Below are 14,651 nucleotides of genomic sequence, written 5' to 3'. Positions count from 1 at the left end.
CTACAGGCACTGTTTGTTCAACCGGCATACCAATGATCACCCCATGAACTTGATTCAACGTATCGACGCGCTGCTGCCGCAGACCCAATGCGGCAAATGCGGGCATCCGGGTTGCAAGCCTTACGCCGAGGGCATCGCGTTGGGTGAGGCAATCAACAAGTGCCCGCCCGGAGGGCAAGAAACCATTGCCGGCCTGGCCCAGCTGTTGCGTGTGCCGGTGTTGGAACTGGACACCAGTCGTGGCGAAGCCCCGGCCCAGGTCGCCTACATCCGCGAAGCCGAATGCATCGGCTGCACCAAGTGCATCCAGGCGTGCCCGGTGGATGCGATTGTCGGCGCCGCCAAGTTGATGCACACCGTGATCATGGATGAATGCACCGGCTGCGACCTGTGTGTTGCGCCCTGCCCTGTGGATTGCATTGAAATGCGTCCAGCGACCACTGTGCTGGCGATTGTCGGCGGCCTGGCGGCCGATGATGGGCAACGCCATGAGCGCGGCCTCAAGCGCGACCGCGCGCGGCGGCGCTTTGAGCAACGCAATACGCGGCTGCAACGCGAGGAAGCGCATAAACTCGCCGAGCGCCTGGCGCGGGCTAAACGTTTGGCCCCGCCGGTTGCCCCTGTGCAAGCCGATGACGCTCAGGCGGCCCGGGATACAGCGGTCAAGAAGGCCAAGATCACCGTTGCCATGAGTCGCGCCCAACTGCATAAATCACTCAAGGCATTTGGACATCCACCGACCTTTGAGCAGCAGTCGCAGTTGATCGTGCTGCAACAGCAGTTCGAAGCAGCGGAGCAGGCGCTGGCCGCACTGGAAGTACAGAGCACACCGACGCCAGCAACGGCACCGAGTAACAGCGCCGATCTCAAGCGCGCTAAAATCCAGCTGGCCATGCACCGCGCAGCATTGAAGAAAGCCCAGGATCTAAACGCCACTCCACAGCAACTGGCCGAGGCGCAAAGCAAAGTCGATGACGCACAACGCCAAGTGGATACTCATGACAGCGTTTAAACCCGCGCTAAACCCTGCTGTGTGTATTACTACAATCGCGCTGATCGCCTGCAAGGAACCACCTGCCCCATGAACGCCGCAAAACGCCTGGAAATTTTCCGCAGGTTTCATGAAGACAATCCGGAACCCAAGACCGAGCTGGCCTACTCGTCGCCGTTCGAGTTGCTGATTGCGGTGATCCTGTCAGCACAATCCACGGACGTGGGCGTCAACAAGGCTACGGCCAAGCTGTACCCAGTGGCCAATACGCCAGCGGCCATTTATGCCTTGGGTGTGGAGGGTTTGTCGGAGTACATCAAGACGATCGGCCTGTACAACAGCAAGGCCAAGAATGTCATTGAGACCTGCCGCTTGTTGGTTGAGCTGCACGGCAGTGAAGTGCCACAAACCCGCGAAGCCCTGGAAGCCCTTCCCGGCGTAGGCCGCAAAACTGCGAACGTGGTACTCAATACCGCGTTCCGGCAACTGACCATGGCAGTGGACACGCATATTTTCCGCGTCAGCAACCGAACCGGCATCGCGCGTGGCAAGAATGTGGTCGAGGTAGAAAAGCAGTTGATGAAGTTTGTGCCCAAGCCCTATCTGCTCGACTCCCACCACTGGCTGATCCTTCACGGGCGCTATGTGTGCCAGGCCCGCAAGCCTCGCTGCGGGAGTTGCCGCATCGAAGACCTGTGCGAGTACAAGGACAAAACCTCGGACGATTGAGGGTTCATTGGTTTTCTCGATCAGTCGATTGAAAAAATCTTTTTTACCCGTTCGTGGATTATCGTTATAAGGAGCGCCAACGGCAGTCTTAGCCTGGAGTTAACCTTATGAGCACTGGCAAAGAACAACTGGATGTAGAAGACGATCTCGTTGATGTGGCGGAAGACGAAGGGGACGCCCCTGTGGCAGAGGTGGCCAAGACCAATTTGAGCAAACGCCGCACTATCGACAACCTGTTGGAAGAGCGACGCTTGCAAAAACAACTGGCCGATTACGACTTCGACCTCTGATCGATGCGCTGACGGCCGGAAGCCTCCCTGACGGAGGCTTTTTTTTTGCCGGGTTTTCGGTTTTTGGTGCAAAACCGCACCGCGTCTACACGAGGCCGTTGCGCTGGGCCAGCTCGATCAGGTCCACAAGGGAGCGTGCATTGAGCTTGAGTAACAGGCGGGTCTTGTAGGTGCTGACGGTTTTGTTGCTCAGGAACATGCCATCGGCAATTTCCTTGTTGGTTTTGCCTCGGGCCAGTTGCTGCAACACCATCATCTCGCGACCCGACAAGCGTTCAACCATGTCCGCCTCGCTGGCATTGCCCATGGTCGAGCGTACCGAGTTGAGCGCCTGGTTGGGGAAATAGCTGTAGCCGGAAAGTACAGCCTTGATGGCGCTCAGCAGCTCGGTCAGGTCCTGCTGCTTGCATACGTAGCCCGCCGCCCCCGCCTGCATGCAGCGCATGGAGAAATGGCCGGGTGCCTGAGACGTCAGCACCAGCACCTTGACGGGTGTAGCCTGCTTGGTAGACGCCAGCCGACAGATAACTTCCAGGCCATCGAGCTTGGGTATCCCGATATCCAGTATGACAATGTCCGGCATATGTTCCCGTGCAAGTTGCAGCGCATCGACGCCGTTATCAGTCTCGGCAACGACTTCATAACCATGACGTTCCATTAGCATGCGCACAGCAAGTCGAATGACGGGATGATCATCCACGATCAGCACTTTATTCATGAGAAAGTCCAATTTCGCTGTTCGAATTATTTAGAGCAAGCACAATAGCCTAGTCGTTTCCTAGTTGGCATAGCGCTCCCCCCCAAGCAACAGCAAGCAGAGACCCAACCCACAACGATATAGGAATTAACCTACAAAAAAACACAAACTCAGGTGCAGGGAATTTTATGCAACCCTTCAGAACTTTCCGGGGCCATACATATTTCGAGTGAAATATACGCCGCAGAATGGGTACGAGGTAAATGTACCGCACATGACTTTCAGGAAATACCCCTTGCTTATGGCAGCTAGGCCAGTGAGCAGCTGAAAAGAAATCAACTGATTTAGTTCCATTCAACATACCTGTTTACATCCCTATTTCCTACAGAAGTTTCAGCGCCCTACATACTCGCTGTACTTAGGTAGTGAATTTTCCGTAAGACATAGTTCCTGTGCAGGTGTAAAAAATTCATTCAACCGTACAGAAATAAACACGCCATCGCTGAAACGGCCGAATTCAACTTCAACATTCAACAAACCTTAAACAGTCAGACCGCGTTTAAACATCAGCTTGCTTTTAAATGCGCCCGTCTTTATATGCAGGCAAAAAAAATGGCCCCTTGGACTAGGGGCCATTTTTACAACGAGGGTCGCACTCAGAACAGCTTGCGACCCTTGTTGGCGGCGATGCGCATACGCAACGCGTTCAGCTTGATGAAGCCTGCCGCGTCCGCCTGGTTGTAGGCGCCGCCGTCTTCTTCGAAGGTGGCGATGTTGGCGTCGAACAGCGACTCATCAGACTTGCGACCGGTAACGATCACGTTGCCCTTGTACAGCTTCAGGCGCACAACGCCGTTCACGTGGACCTGGGAGGCGTCGATCATCTGTTGCAGCATCAGACGCTCCGGGCTCCACCAGTAACCGGTGTAGATCAAGCTGGCGTACTTGGGCATCAGCTCGTCTTTGAGGTGAGCCACTTCACGGTCCAGGGTGATCGACTCAATGGCGCGGTGAGCGCGCAGCATGATGGTGCCGCCTGGGGTTTCGTAGCAACCACGGGACTTCATGCCCACGTAGCGGTTCTCGACGATGTCGAGACGGCCGATACCGTGTTCGCCACCGATACGGTTCAGGGTCGCCAGCACGGTGGCCGGGGTCATTTCGACGCCGTCCAGTGCAACGATGTCGCCGTTGCGGTAGGTCAGTTCCAGGTACTGGGCCTTGTCTGGAGCGTTCTCCGGGGAGACGGTCCATTTCCACATGTCTTCTTCGTGCTCGGTCCAGGTGTCTTCCAGCACGCCGCCTTCATAGGAGATGTGCAGCAAGTTGGCGTCCATCGAGTACGGGGACTTCTTCTTGCCGTGACGCTCGATCGGGATTGCATGCTTTTCAGCGTAATCCATCAGTTTTTCACGGGACAGCAGGTCCCATTCACGCCAAGGAGCAATCACTTTCACGCCTGGCTTGAGCGCGTAGGCGCCCAGTTCGAAACGCACCTGGTCGTTGCCCTTGCCGGTAGCGCCATGGGAAATGGCGTCGGCGCCGGTTTCGTTGGCGATTTCGATCAGGCGTTTGGCGATCAGCGGGCGTGCGATGGAAGTACCCAGCAGGTACTCGCCTTCGTAGACGGTGTTGGCGCGAAACATCGGGAAGACGAAATCGCGGACGAATTCTTCGCGCAGGTCGTCAATGTAGATCTCTTTCACGCCCATGGCTTGCGCCTTGGCACGTGCAGGTTCGACCTCTTCGCCCTGACCCAGGTCAGCGGTGAAGGTCACCACTTCACAGTTATAAGTATCCTGCAGCCACTTGAGGATCACCGAAGTGTCCAGGCCGCCGGAATACGCGAGAACGACCTTGTTTACGTCGGCCATGCCATCACTCCACGGGGTTGTACGGAAAGCCGTCGATTCTACCGACCAAAACCGTGAATTTACAGAGGCGCGACAGCAAATGAAGATAAAGCGACAGATTATGTCGAGCGGGCGACCGATGGTCGCACCTTATGACGTGTGTGCCGCGCTGCTCGGGCCAGTGGCCTGGGGTGCCGGTTTCTCGGGGGCAGCCACGCGTTCGAGCTGAATATTCACGCGACGATTACGGGCGCGGTTGGCGGCATTGGTATTGGGCGCCAGTGGGTAACTTTCACCGTGAAAACGCAGGGTGATCTGCGATTCCTGAATGCCATTGGCCTTGAAGTAGTCCATCACCGCCAGGGCACGACGGCGCGAGACGTCACGGTTGGTCAGGCGGTTACCGCTGTTGTCGGAATGACCATTGAGCTCGACGTGATTAACCGTCGGGTCGGCTTTCATGAACGCGAGAATCACGTCCAGCTTCTTCTTGGCAGCGGCGTCCAGCTCGATACCGCCGCCGGGGAAGCCGACTTCAGTCTGTTTGACCTGATCGTAATTCATCGGCAACAGCTTGGTGGTGCACAGTTGATAGTCGTTGAAGGCCTTGTTGAATTTCACCGGCAACAGGCGGACCTCCGAGTAGCCGCCCTCACGCCCGTAATGCCGCACCGTAGGGCTACGCCCCTCCAGCAAACCCGTAAACAAACGCCCGGCCTGGGCCTGGGAGCTGTTGAACAGCACGTCGCCACTGCCAACACGCACGGCGCCCAAGTTGATATCACCACGGCCCGGTTGCCAGGGTGCCGCCGCAGCCAGCAAGGTCGCCGAGCCCGCTCCGAGCGCGCCGCTATAGGCTTTCAGGCGAAATGTCGCCTGCTCGCCGGCCCGGCGCACAAACTCACCCGAACCGAAATCGGTGATCGGCTGGGCCAGGCGGCACTCGAATTGGTCGCCTTCCACCTTCCACTCAATATTCTCCAGACGTGTCTGGAATGTGAGTGCCATCGCAGGCAGGCTGGCGAACACACTGAGCAGGGCTAGATAATGCTGGCGCACGGGAGGCTCCACTGGTTTCTACAACACTTCAAAGCGTCATACGTCGTTAAGGCATACCCAGGGATATCGGACACGTGCGGCAAAACTTGATAGCGAGTGCCTGCAAGAGTCTTTTCCGGTAGCATTCCCACCAGATTGACCCGCCTGGAATCCCCAATGTCCGACCGCCTGACCCTGCTGCGTCCCGACGACTGGCATATTCATCTTCGCGATGGTGCTGCGTTACCCCAAACCGTGGCCGATGTAGCGCGCACGTTTGGCCGCGCGATTATCATGCCTAACCTGGTACCTCCGGTGCGTAATGCCGAGCAAGCCGATGCCTATCGCCAGCGTATCCTCGCTGCGCGCCCGGCCGGCAGCCGCTTCGAACCGTTGATGGTGCTCTACCTCACCGACCGTACCCAGCCTGCCGAAATCCGCGAGGCCAAGGCCAGCGGTTTTGTGTACGCCGCCAAGTTGTACCCGGCGGGCGCGACCACCAACTCCGACTCCGGCGTGACCAGTATCGACAAGATCCTGCCGGCGATCGAAGCCATGGCTGAAGTCGGCATGCCGCTGCTGATCCACGGTGAAGTCACCCGTGGCGATGTGGATGTGTTTGATCGTGAAAAGATCTTCATCGACGAGCATATGCGCCGCGTGGTCGAGCTGTTCCCGACCCTCAAGGTCGTGTTCGAACACATCACCACCGCCGACGCCGTGCAGTTCGTCAACGAGGCTTCGGCCAACGTCGGCGCGACCATCACCGCGCATCACCTGCTCTACAACCGCAACCACATGCTGGTGGGCGGGATTCGGCCGCACTTCTATTGCCTGCCGATCCTCAAGCGCAACACCCACCAGGTGGCCCTGCTGGACGCCGCTACCAGCGGCAGCCCGAAGTTCTTCCTCGGCACCGACTCGGCGCCCCACGCCCAGCACGCCAAAGAAGCTGCGTGCGGCTGTGCCGGTTGCTACACCGCGTATGCCGCCATCGAGTTGTATGCCGAAGCGTTTGAACAGCGCAACGCCCTGGACAAGCTCGAAGCCTTCGCCAGCCTCAACGGCCCGCGCTTCTACGGCCTGCCGGCGAATACCGACCGCATTACCCTGGTTCGTGAAGACTGGACCGCCCCTGCCAGCCTGCCGTTTGGCGAGCTGACTGTTATCCCGCTGCGCGCCGGTGAAACACTGCGCTGGCGCCTGCTGGAGGAAAGCAAGTGAGTGAAGACCATTACGACGACGAACACGAGCACAGTGGTGGCGGCTCCCGCCACCCGATGGCCGAGCGGTTTCGCGGTTATCTGCCGGTTGTCATCGACGTAGAAACCGGTGGTTTCAACTGCGCCACCGACGCATTGCTGGAAATCGCCGCGACCACTATCGGCATGGATGAACAGGGTTTTGTGTTCCCGGAACACACCCACTTCTTCCGTGTTGAGCCGTTTGAAGGCGCGAATATCGAAGCTGCAGCCCTGGAGTTCACCGGCATCAAGCTCGATCACCCACTGCGCATGGCCGTGAGTGAAGAAGCGGCGCTGACCGATATCTTCCGTGGTGTGCGTAAAGCGTTGAAGGCCAATGGCTGCAAACGCGCGATCCTGGTGGGCCATAACAGCAGCTTCGACCTGGGCTTCCTGAATGCTGCCGTGACGCGGTTGGACATGAAGCGCAACCCGTTTCACCCGTTCTCCAGCTTTGACACCGCCACGCTTGCGGGCCTGGCTTACGGCCAGACCGTGCTGGCAAAGGCCTGCCAGGCGGCCGGTATCGACTTTGACGGTCGTGAGGCCCACTCGGCCCGCTACGACACCGAGAAGACTGCCGAGCTGTTCTGCGGCATCGTCAATCGGTGGAAGCAAATGGGCGGCTGGGAAGACTTCAACGACTGAGGCTGACGCCTCTGTGGTTGTGGCGAGGGAGCTTGCTCCCGCTGGGTTGCGCAGCGGCCCCAATAAGACCGCCGCGGTTAACCTGTTAAACCGCGGTGTCAGGTTATGGGGCTGCTTCGCAGCCCAGCGGGAGCAAGCTCCCTCGCCACAGAACCAAATGCAGCGCACAAAAAAACCGGCCTTTTCAGGCCGGTTTTTTTGTGCCGCGAACCTGGCTTACAGCTTGCCAGCGTTCTCGGTCAGGTAAGCCGCAACGCCTTCTGGCGAAGCGTTCATGCCTTTGTCGCCTTTTTTCCAGTTGGCAGGGCAGACTTCGCCGTGCTCTTCGTGGAATTGCAGGGCATCGACCAGACGGATCAGCTCTTCCATGTTACGGCCCAGCGGCAGGTCGTTGATGATCTGCGAGCGTACAACGCCCTTGTCGTCGATCAGGAACGCGCCACGGAACGCCACGCCGCCTTCGGACTCAACGTCGTAGGCCTTGGCAATGTCGTGCTTCATGTCGGCAGCCATGGTGTATTTGACTTTGCCGATGCCGCCATCATTGATGGCGGTGTTGCGCCAGGCGTTGTGGGTGAAATGGGAGTCGATGGAAACGGCTACCACTTCAACATTGCGCGCCTTGAAATCGTCCATGCGGTGGTCCAGAGCGATCAGCTCCGACGGGCACACGAAGGTGAAGTCCAGCGGGTAGAAGAACACCAGGCCGTATTTGCCTTTGATGGCTTCAGACAGTTTGAAGCTGTCTACGATTTCGCCATTGCCGAGGACGGCAGGTACGTCGAAATCCGGGGCTTGTTTGCCGACGAGTACGCTCATTGGGTATCTCCTGATGTAAGGGTGACGATTGAAGTAAAAGGACCAGCCCAAGTCTGGCGCAGTTAAGCGACAGGCCTGTGACGCGGTCACGCTTCGTGAAGACCGACCATCATACACTGAAAAAACCGTTCGTCAGCGCGCCGCAGGTACCTGGCAATACCCTGTGAATCTACTTTGACAATCATTCTCGTTAACATTAAGATCCATCGCACTTAAGCCTTAAACCCGCGATGGTTCTCCCTTATGTATGTCTGCCTCTGCACTGGCGTCACCGACGGACAAATCCGCGAAGCAATCTATGAAGGTTGCTGCAGCTACAAGGAAGTACGTGAAACCACCGGCGTTGCCAGCCAGTGCGGCAAATGTGCTTGCCTCGCCAAGCAAGTGGTACGGGAAACCCTGACGCAGCTGCAAACAGCCCAGGCCGCACTCCCCTACTCAGCAGAATTTACACACGCTTAAATAGGCGTGTTTTGAAGAACCGGACTTAATGTCCGGTTTTTTTATGCCCGTAATTCAATTAGTTAGCGTCAAGACGCGGAACACAAACATTCTTATTCCGATTAATTTTCATTTATTATTCAATAACTTAGGTTTGACACTAGGGATTTCGCCGCTCAAACTCCGCCCTATACACAGCTATTACAGGGCAGGACCCCAGTCATGAAAGGCGACATCTCAGTCATCCAGCAACTCAACAAAATCCTTGCCAATGAACTGGTCGCGATCAATCAGTACTTTCTGCATGCGCGCATGTATGACGATTGGGGCCTGGAAAAGCTCGGCAAGCGTGAATACAAAGAATCGATCAAGGCCATGAAGGACGCAGACGCGCTGATCAAGCGCATCCTGTTCCTGGAAGGGCTGCCGAACGTACAGGACCTGGGCAAGCTGAACATCGGCGAGCACACCCAGGAGATGATCAGCAGCGACCTGAAGTTCGAGCAGAAGAGCCACAGCGACCTCAAGGCCGCCATCGCTCACTGCGAAACCAAAGGCGACTTCGGCAGCCGTGAGCTGCTGGAAGATATCCTGGAAGATCAGGAAGAACATATCGACTGGCTGGAAACCCAGCTGGGCTTGATCGTTAAAGTCAGCCTGGAAAACTACCTGCAATCGCAGATGGGTGAATAAGCGCTGAAGATCGTTCCCACTTGAGCATGGTGACGCAGAGCGTCACAGGATGCATTCCCACACGGAGCGTGGGAACGATCACAAAAAAGCCCCGCTCTCTTTCGAGAAGCGGGGCTTTTTATTGCATTCGGGTCAAGCGTCAGTCTTGGCCGCCGCGTTTACCGCTGCTTCTTTGATCAGCGCTTGCAGCGAACCGTCAGCAGCCATCTCAGTGATGATATCGCTACCGCCGACCAGCTCACCGGCTACCCACAGTTGGGGGAAAGTTGGCCAGTTGGCGTACTTCGGCAGGTTGGCGCGGATTTCCGGGTTTTGCAGGATATCCACGTAAGCGAATTTCTCGCCGCACGCCATGATGGCCTGGGAAGCCTTCGCGGAGAAACCGCACTGAGGAGCGTTCGGGGCGCCCTTCATGTAAAGCAGAATGGTGTTATTGGCAATCTGCTCTTTGATCGTTTCGATGATATCCATGGAACACCTCGGCTGGAACTTTGCGACTCACAGGTCGGCACGGTGGCGCATTGTAACGCAAAATTCCAGCGCAGTGCTCGGGCCTTATGCGGCGGCCACCTGCACCGGCACGCCATTGAGCGCGGCGTTTCCAGACAATTCATCCAATTGCCGCTCGTCGGTCAGGTCATTGGCACTGGCCCCAGGCTGCCCACTGGCGATGGTCATGCGCACGCCTGGACGACCGTGGCCCCAGCCGTGTGGCAGGCTGACCACGCCAGGCATCATGTCCAGGCTGGCCACCACTTCCACTTCGATCTCGCCAACGCGTGAGCTGACGCGCACCCACTGCCCATCACTCAATTGTCGGCTGGCAAGGTCGTCGGGATGCATATGCAGTTGATGGCGCGGCTTGCCCTTCACCAGGCGGTGATAGTTATGCATCCAGGAATTGTTGCTGCGTACATGCCGACGGCCGATCAGTAACAGCTCATTGACCATTGGCACCGGCTGGGCCGCAAAGCGCGCCAGGTCTGCCAGGATCACCGCAGGCGCTGCCTGCACGTGGCCGTCGGCGGTTTTCAAGCGTGCGGCCAAGTTGGGTTTGAGCGGCCCCAGGTCCACGCCATGGGGATGATCGGCGAGCATGGCCACCGACAGTTTGTGCTCGGACGCATCGCCATAGACCCCGGCACGCAAGCCAAAGTCGATCATCTGTGCCGGCGCCATGGTCGGCTTGAGCACGACGCCAGTGTGCGCAGCGAAGGCCTTGGCCAAGCCGACAAAGATCTCCCAATCATGCAACGCGCCGGCAGGCTTGGGCAGGATCGCGCGATTGAAGCGGGTGACGTTACGCACTGCGAACATATTGAACGTGGTGTCGTAGTGATCGTTTTCCAACGCTGAGGTGGACGGCAAGATCAGGTCGGCATAGCGCGTGGTTTCGTTGATATACAGGTCGACGCTGACCATGAACTCCAAACCGTCCAGGGCCTTCTCCAGTTGGCGACCGTTAGGCGTGGACAGCACCGGGTTTCCGGCCACCGTCACCAGGGCGCGGATCTGCCCTTCGCCTTCAGTGAGCATTTCTTCGGCCAGGGCCGATACGGGTAACTCGCCACCGTACTCCGGCCGCCCGGACACCCGGCTTTGCCAGCGATTGAAGTGCCCGCCGCCAGTGGAGGCCACCAGATCCACCGCCGGCGTGGTGCACAAGGCGCCGCCGACACGGTCGAGGTTGCCCGTGACCAGATTGATCAACTGCACCAGCCAATGGCACAGCGTGCCGAAGGCCTGGGTCGATACGCCCATGCGCCCGTAGCACACGGCCTTGTCCGCCGCCGCAAAGTCCCGCGCCAACTGGCGGATCTGTTCGGCAGGCACCGCACACTGGCGGCTCATGGCTTCGGCGGTAAACCCGGCGATCGCCTGGCGCACATCCTCCAGGCCAGCAATCGGCAAATGGCTGTCGCGAGTCAGGTTTTCGCTGAGCAAGGTGTTGAGCAGCCCGAACAGCAGCGCCGCGTCGCCACCGGGCCGTACGAACACATGCTGATCGGCAATCGCCGCCGTCTCGCTGCGCCGGGGGTCAACCACCACCACTTTGCCGCCGCGGGCCTGGATGGCCTTGAGGCGTTTCTCCACATCGGGCACGGTCATGATGCTGCCGTTGGACGCCAGCGGGTTGCCGCCCAGGATCAGCATGAAATCGGTGTGGTCGATATCCGGAATCGGCAGCAACAAGCCATGGCCGTACATCAGGTGGCTGGTGAGGTGATGGGGCAACTGGTCTACCGAGGTGGCGGAAAACCGATTGCGCGTCTTCAGCAGGCCAAGGAAGTAGTTGCTGTGGGTCATCAACCCGTAGTTATGCACGCTGGGGTTGCCCTGATACACCGCCACCGCGTTCTGCCCATGCCGGGCCTGGATGCCTGCGAGGCGTTCGGCTACCAGTGCAAAGGCCTCGTCCCACGGGATCGGCTGCCAGTCGCTGCCCACTCGCAGCATGGGCTGGTGCAGGCGGTCGGGGTCGTTCTGAATATCCTGCAGCGCCACGGCTTTTGGGCAAATGTGTCCGCGGCTGAACGCGTCCAGCGGGTCGCCCTTGATAGAGGTGATCGCCAGGCTGCCGTCGTCCGCCTGGGTGGTTTCCAGGGTCAGGCCGCAGATGGCTTCACACAGATGGCAGGCACGGTGGTGGAGAGTCTTGGTCATGGCCAGTCTCTTTATTGGGCTTTGGCCCAACTATGGCTCGACACCTGAACGCGCACCAGCAACGTTCGTTCTGTGAATCGAGGGGCATCAGGCCAGGCCATGGGCAAGTGTTTCAAATCTTTGCATAGGCGCTCCGAAACCGACACAACCCGCTCCAGGCCCGCCCCACACATTGCAAAAGGTCTTGGCGCCAGTGTACAAATGGGTCGCTGCTGTCAGGAATCAGTCTTCAAAAGCGCTTCGGCGCCCCTCTTGAACACCCTTAAAAACTGTAGCCCTATTGGTAAGACGCGACATTTAATTATAAGATCGCGCCTTCCCCTATTTCGTCGCCCAGTGCGGCTTTCGCCGCAGGTCTCGCCCGTTGTCACAATAAACAAGGCTTTGAGTATCTGCGGTCTGTTGCAAAAAGGTAGTTAATGATGAGCGCAAGGCACTTTCTCTCCCTGATGGATTGCACGCCCGAAGAGCTGGTCAGCGTGATCCGTCGAGGCATTGAGCTTAAAGACCTGCGTAACCGCGGCGTACTGTTCGAGCCTTTGAAAAACCGTGTGCTCGGGATGATTTTCGAGAAGTCGTCGACCCGCACCCGCGTGTCGTTCGAAGCCGGCATGATCCAGCTGGGTGGCCAAGCCATCTTCCTGTCCTCGCGTGACACCCAACTGGGCCGCGGCGAACCGATCGCCGACGCTGCCCGCGTGATGTCGCGCATGCTCGATGCGGTGATGATCCGCACCTTTGCCCACAGCACCGTGACCGAATTTTCCGCCAACTCGCGCGTACCGGTGATCAACGGCCTGTCCGATGACCTGCACCCGTGCCAGTTGCTGGCCGACATGCAAACCTTCCTTGAACACCGTGGTTCGATCCAGGGCAAGACCGTGGCCTGGATCGGCGACGGCAACAACATGTGCAACAGCTATATAGAAGCGGCGATCCAGTTCGACTTCCAACTGCGCGTTGCCTGCCCCGAAGGCTACGAGCCGGATGCACGTTTCCTGGCCCAGGCCGGCGATCGCGTGACCGTGGTGCGTGACCCGCGTGACGCGGTCATCGGCGCGCATCTGGTGAGCACCGACGTGTGGACCTCCATGGGCCAGGAAGAAGAAACCGCCAAGCGCCTGGCGCTGTTCGCGCCGTTCCAGGTGACCCGTGCCCTGCTCGACCTGGCCGCGCCAGACGTGCTGTTCATGCACTGCCTGCCCGCGCACCGGGGCGAAGAAATCAGCCTCGACCTGCTCGACGATGAGCGTTCGGTGGCGTGGGACCAGGCTGAGAACCGCCTGCATGCGCAAAAGGCGCTGCTCGAGTTCCTCGTCCCGCCGTCGTACCACCACGCATGAGCCAGCCATTACTGCTGAACCTGCGCAATCTGGCATGCGGCTATCAAGATCAACGCGTGGTGCAGCACCTCAACCTGCACCTCAACGCCGGTGACATCGGCTGCCTGCTGGGCTCCTCGGGTTGCGGAAAAACCACCACTTTGCGCGCGATCGCCGGGTTTGAGCCGGTGCATGAAGGTGAGATCAGCCTGGCCGGTGAAGTAATCTCCAGTGCCGGGTTCACCCTGGCGCCGGAGAAACGTCGCATTGGCATGGTGTTTCAGGACTACGCGCTGTTTCCGCATTTGAGCGTGGCCGACAACATCGCCTTCGGCATTCGCAAGCACCCGCAAAAAGACCGCGTGGTTGGCGAACTGCTGGAACTGGTCAACCTGAAAAACCTCGGCAAGCGTTTCCCCCACGAACTTTCCGGCGGCCAGCAACAACGCGTCGCCCTCGCCCGCGCCTTGGCGCCGGAACCGCAACTGTTGCTGCTCGATGAACCTTTCTCCAACCTCGACGGTGAACTGCGGCGCAAGCTCAGCCATGAAGTACGCGACATTCTCAAGGCGCGCGGCACCAGCGCGATTCTGGTCACCCATGATCAGGAAGAAGCCTTCGCCGTGAGTGATCACGTGGGCGTATTCAAAGAGGGCCGTCTTGAGCAGTGGGACACGCCTTACAACCTCTACCACGAACCGCAAACCCCTTATGTCGCCAGCTTTATCGGCCAGGGTTACTTCATTCGCGGGCAATTGAGTTCGCCGGAATCGGTGAGTACCGAACTGGGTGACTTGCGTGGCAACCGTGCCTACACCTGGCCAACGGGTGGCGCGGTGGATGTGTTGCTACGTCCGGATGACATCGTTTACGCACCCGACAGCGCGTTAAAAGCGCGGATTGTCGGCAAGACTTTCCTCGGCGCTTCGACCTTGTACCGCTTGCAGCTGCCGACCGGCGCACAGCTGGAGTCGATTTTCCCCAGCCATGCCGACCATCAGGTGGGTGCGCAGGTGGGGATTCGGGTGGCGGCGGAGCATCTGGTGTTGTTTCAGGCATCGGGCAGCACGGCGGCGCAGATTCCTCAAGTTGAATCCGGCGTGCGACGTTACAGTCCGGCTCACTGACCAACTGACGAAACCGGGTAAAAAATGTGGGAGCTGGCTTGCCTGCGATGGCATCACCTCGGTTCAACTGACAGACCGAGGTGTCTGCATCGCAG

General features: G+C 58.6%; 15 protein-coding genes. 9 read left to right on the top strand and 6 right to left on the bottom strand.

Annotation, left to right across the window (positions count from 1 at the left end; translation table 11 throughout):
• Positions 1 to 43: 43 nt before the first annotated feature.
• From rsxB to HU759_RS06790, 3 genes are all read left to right on the top strand, one after another.
• Complete coding sequence (gene rsxB / locus HU759_RS06800; protein WP_186616798.1) at positions 44 to 1,012, top strand: electron transport complex subunit RsxB; 969 nt, start codon at positions 44 to 46, stop codon at positions 1,010 to 1,012.
• A 69-nt stretch (positions 1,013 to 1,081) separates the two neighbouring features.
• Positions 1,082 to 1,720: an endonuclease III gene (gene nth / locus HU759_RS06795; RefSeq protein ID WP_017137046.1), complete on the top strand. Its 639-nt coding sequence runs from the start codon at positions 1,082 to 1,084 to the stop codon at positions 1,718 to 1,720.
• Positions 1,721 to 1,827: 107 nt separating this feature from the next.
• Positions 1,828 to 2,010, top strand: a complete 183-nt coding sequence (locus HU759_RS06790; protein ID WP_017137045.1) for a hypothetical protein — start codon at positions 1,828 to 1,830, stop codon at positions 2,008 to 2,010.
• 85 nt (positions 2,011 to 2,095) lie between these two features.
• On the opposite strand, the gene HU759_RS06785 is transcribed toward HU759_RS06790, so the two are convergent.
• The 3 genes from HU759_RS06785 to HU759_RS06775 form a co-directional block, all read right to left on the bottom strand.
• Positions 2,096 to 2,728, bottom strand: a complete 633-nt coding sequence (locus HU759_RS06785; protein ID WP_017137044.1) for a response regulator transcription factor — start codon at positions 2,726 to 2,728, stop codon at positions 2,096 to 2,098.
• A 635-nt stretch (positions 2,729 to 3,363) separates the two neighbouring features.
• Positions 3,364 to 4,581, bottom strand: a complete 1,218-nt coding sequence (locus tag HU759_RS06780; protein WP_003208700.1) for an argininosuccinate synthase — start codon at positions 4,579 to 4,581, stop codon at positions 3,364 to 3,366.
• 129 nt (positions 4,582 to 4,710) lie between these two features.
• A complete protein-coding gene (locus HU759_RS06775; protein WP_099548518.1) occupies positions 4,711 to 5,619 on the bottom strand; it encodes an OmpA family protein in 909 nt (302 codons plus the stop codon).
• A gap of 156 nt (positions 5,620 to 5,775) precedes the next feature.
• On the opposite strand from HU759_RS06775, the gene pyrC reads away from it, so the two are divergent.
• Positions 5,776 to 6,822, top strand: coding sequence for a dihydroorotase (pyrC, locus tag HU759_RS06770; RefSeq protein ID WP_017137042.1), 1,047 nt, complete (start codon positions 5,776 to 5,778; stop codon positions 6,820 to 6,822).
• Positions 6,819 to 7,490, top strand: coding sequence for a ribonuclease T (gene rnt / locus HU759_RS06765; RefSeq protein ID WP_017137041.1), 672 nt, complete (start codon positions 6,819 to 6,821; stop codon positions 7,488 to 7,490). The genes pyrC and rnt overlap by 4 nt, the downstream gene beginning before the upstream one ends.
• Positions 7,491 to 7,706: 216 nt before the next feature.
• Here the strand turns inward: rnt and HU759_RS06760 are convergent, their stop codons facing one another.
• A complete protein-coding gene (locus HU759_RS06760) occupies positions 7,707 to 8,309 on the bottom strand; it encodes a peroxiredoxin (protein WP_003172097.1) in 603 nt (200 codons plus the stop codon).
• 243 nt (positions 8,310 to 8,552) lie between these two features.
• On the opposite strand from HU759_RS06760, the gene HU759_RS06755 reads away from it, so the two are divergent.
• A complete protein-coding gene (locus tag HU759_RS06755) occupies positions 8,553 to 8,771 on the top strand; it encodes a bacterioferritin-associated ferredoxin (RefSeq protein ID WP_010564137.1) in 219 nt (72 codons plus the stop codon).
• A 201-nt stretch (positions 8,772 to 8,972) separates the two neighbouring features.
• A complete protein-coding gene (gene bfr, locus HU759_RS06750; protein WP_017137040.1) occupies positions 8,973 to 9,443 on the top strand; it encodes a bacterioferritin in 471 nt (156 codons plus the stop codon).
• Between the two features lie 132 nt (positions 9,444 to 9,575).
• Here bfr and grxD read toward each other — a convergent pair whose 3' ends face one another.
• Complete coding sequence (gene grxD, locus HU759_RS06745) at positions 9,576 to 9,914, bottom strand: Grx4 family monothiol glutaredoxin (protein ID WP_058421605.1); 339 nt, start codon at positions 9,912 to 9,914, stop codon at positions 9,576 to 9,578.
• Positions 9,915 to 9,998: 84 nt separating this feature from the next.
• Positions 9,999 to 12,107 (bottom strand): molybdopterin oxidoreductase family protein, encoded by a 2,109-nt coding sequence (locus HU759_RS06740; RefSeq protein ID WP_186616797.1) that lies wholly within the window; start codon positions 12,105 to 12,107, stop codon positions 9,999 to 10,001.
• Between the two features lie 422 nt (positions 12,108 to 12,529).
• Between HU759_RS06740 and argF the strand changes: the two genes are divergently transcribed.
• Together argF and HU759_RS06730 are read left to right on the top strand one after the other, a co-directional pair.
• Complete coding sequence (gene argF, locus HU759_RS06735) at positions 12,530 to 13,450, top strand: ornithine carbamoyltransferase (protein WP_069786197.1); 921 nt, start codon at positions 12,530 to 12,532, stop codon at positions 13,448 to 13,450.
• The gene (locus HU759_RS06730) at positions 13,447 to 14,556 is read left to right on the top strand and encodes an ABC transporter ATP-binding protein (protein WP_176991310.1); all 1,110 of its coding nucleotides are present in this window, start codon (positions 13,447 to 13,449) and stop codon (positions 14,554 to 14,556) included. Before argF ends, HU759_RS06730 begins: the two co-directional genes overlap by 4 nt.
• Positions 14,557 to 14,651 lie beyond the last annotated feature (95 nt).

The organism is Pseudomonas sp. OE 28.3, from assembly GCF_014268205.2.
Lineage (GTDB): Bacteria > Pseudomonadota > Gammaproteobacteria > Pseudomonadales > Pseudomonadaceae > Aquipseudomonas > Aquipseudomonas edaphica.
This window is presented reverse-complemented; position numbering and strand designations above follow the sequence as displayed.

What these genes read in the sequence shown, in the direction of transcription:
- HU759_RS06790 (WP_017137045.1), top strand. Translation starts at nt 1,828, where the DNA reads ATGAGCACTGGCAAAGAACAACTGGATGTAGAAGACGATCTCGTTGAT.
- rsxB (WP_186616798.1), top strand. Translation starts at nt 44, where the DNA reads ATGAACTTGATTCAACGTATCGACGCGCTGCTGCCGCAGACCCAATGC.
- HU759_RS06785 (WP_017137044.1), bottom strand. Translation starts at nt 2,728, where the DNA reads ATGAATAAAGTGCTGATCGTGGATGATCATCCCGTCATTCGACTTGCT.
- HU759_RS06755 (WP_010564137.1), top strand. Translation starts at nt 8,553, where the DNA reads ATGTATGTCTGCCTCTGCACTGGCGTCACCGACGGACAAATCCGCGAA.
- HU759_RS06730 (WP_176991310.1), top strand. Translation starts at nt 13,447, where the DNA reads ATGAGCCAGCCATTACTGCTGAACCTGCGCAATCTGGCATGCGGCTAT.
- grxD (WP_058421605.1), bottom strand. Translation starts at nt 9,914, where the DNA reads ATGGATATCATCGAAACGATCAAAGAGCAGATTGCCAATAACACCATT.
- pyrC (WP_017137042.1), top strand. Translation starts at nt 5,776, where the DNA reads ATGTCCGACCGCCTGACCCTGCTGCGTCCCGACGACTGGCATATTCAT.
- HU759_RS06780 (WP_003208700.1), bottom strand. Translation starts at nt 4,581, where the DNA reads ATGGCCGACGTAAACAAGGTCGTTCTCGCGTATTCCGGCGGCCTGGAC.
- HU759_RS06740 (WP_186616797.1), bottom strand. Translation starts at nt 12,107, where the DNA reads ATGACCAAGACTCTCCACCACCGTGCCTGCCATCTGTGTGAAGCCATC.
- bfr (WP_017137040.1), top strand. Translation starts at nt 8,973, where the DNA reads ATGAAAGGCGACATCTCAGTCATCCAGCAACTCAACAAAATCCTTGCC.
- argF (WP_069786197.1), top strand. Translation starts at nt 12,530, where the DNA reads ATGAGCGCAAGGCACTTTCTCTCCCTGATGGATTGCACGCCCGAAGAG.
- nth (WP_017137046.1), top strand. Translation starts at nt 1,082, where the DNA reads ATGAACGCCGCAAAACGCCTGGAAATTTTCCGCAGGTTTCATGAAGAC.
- HU759_RS06760 (WP_003172097.1), bottom strand. Translation starts at nt 8,309, where the DNA reads ATGAGCGTACTCGTCGGCAAACAAGCCCCGGATTTCGACGTACCTGCC.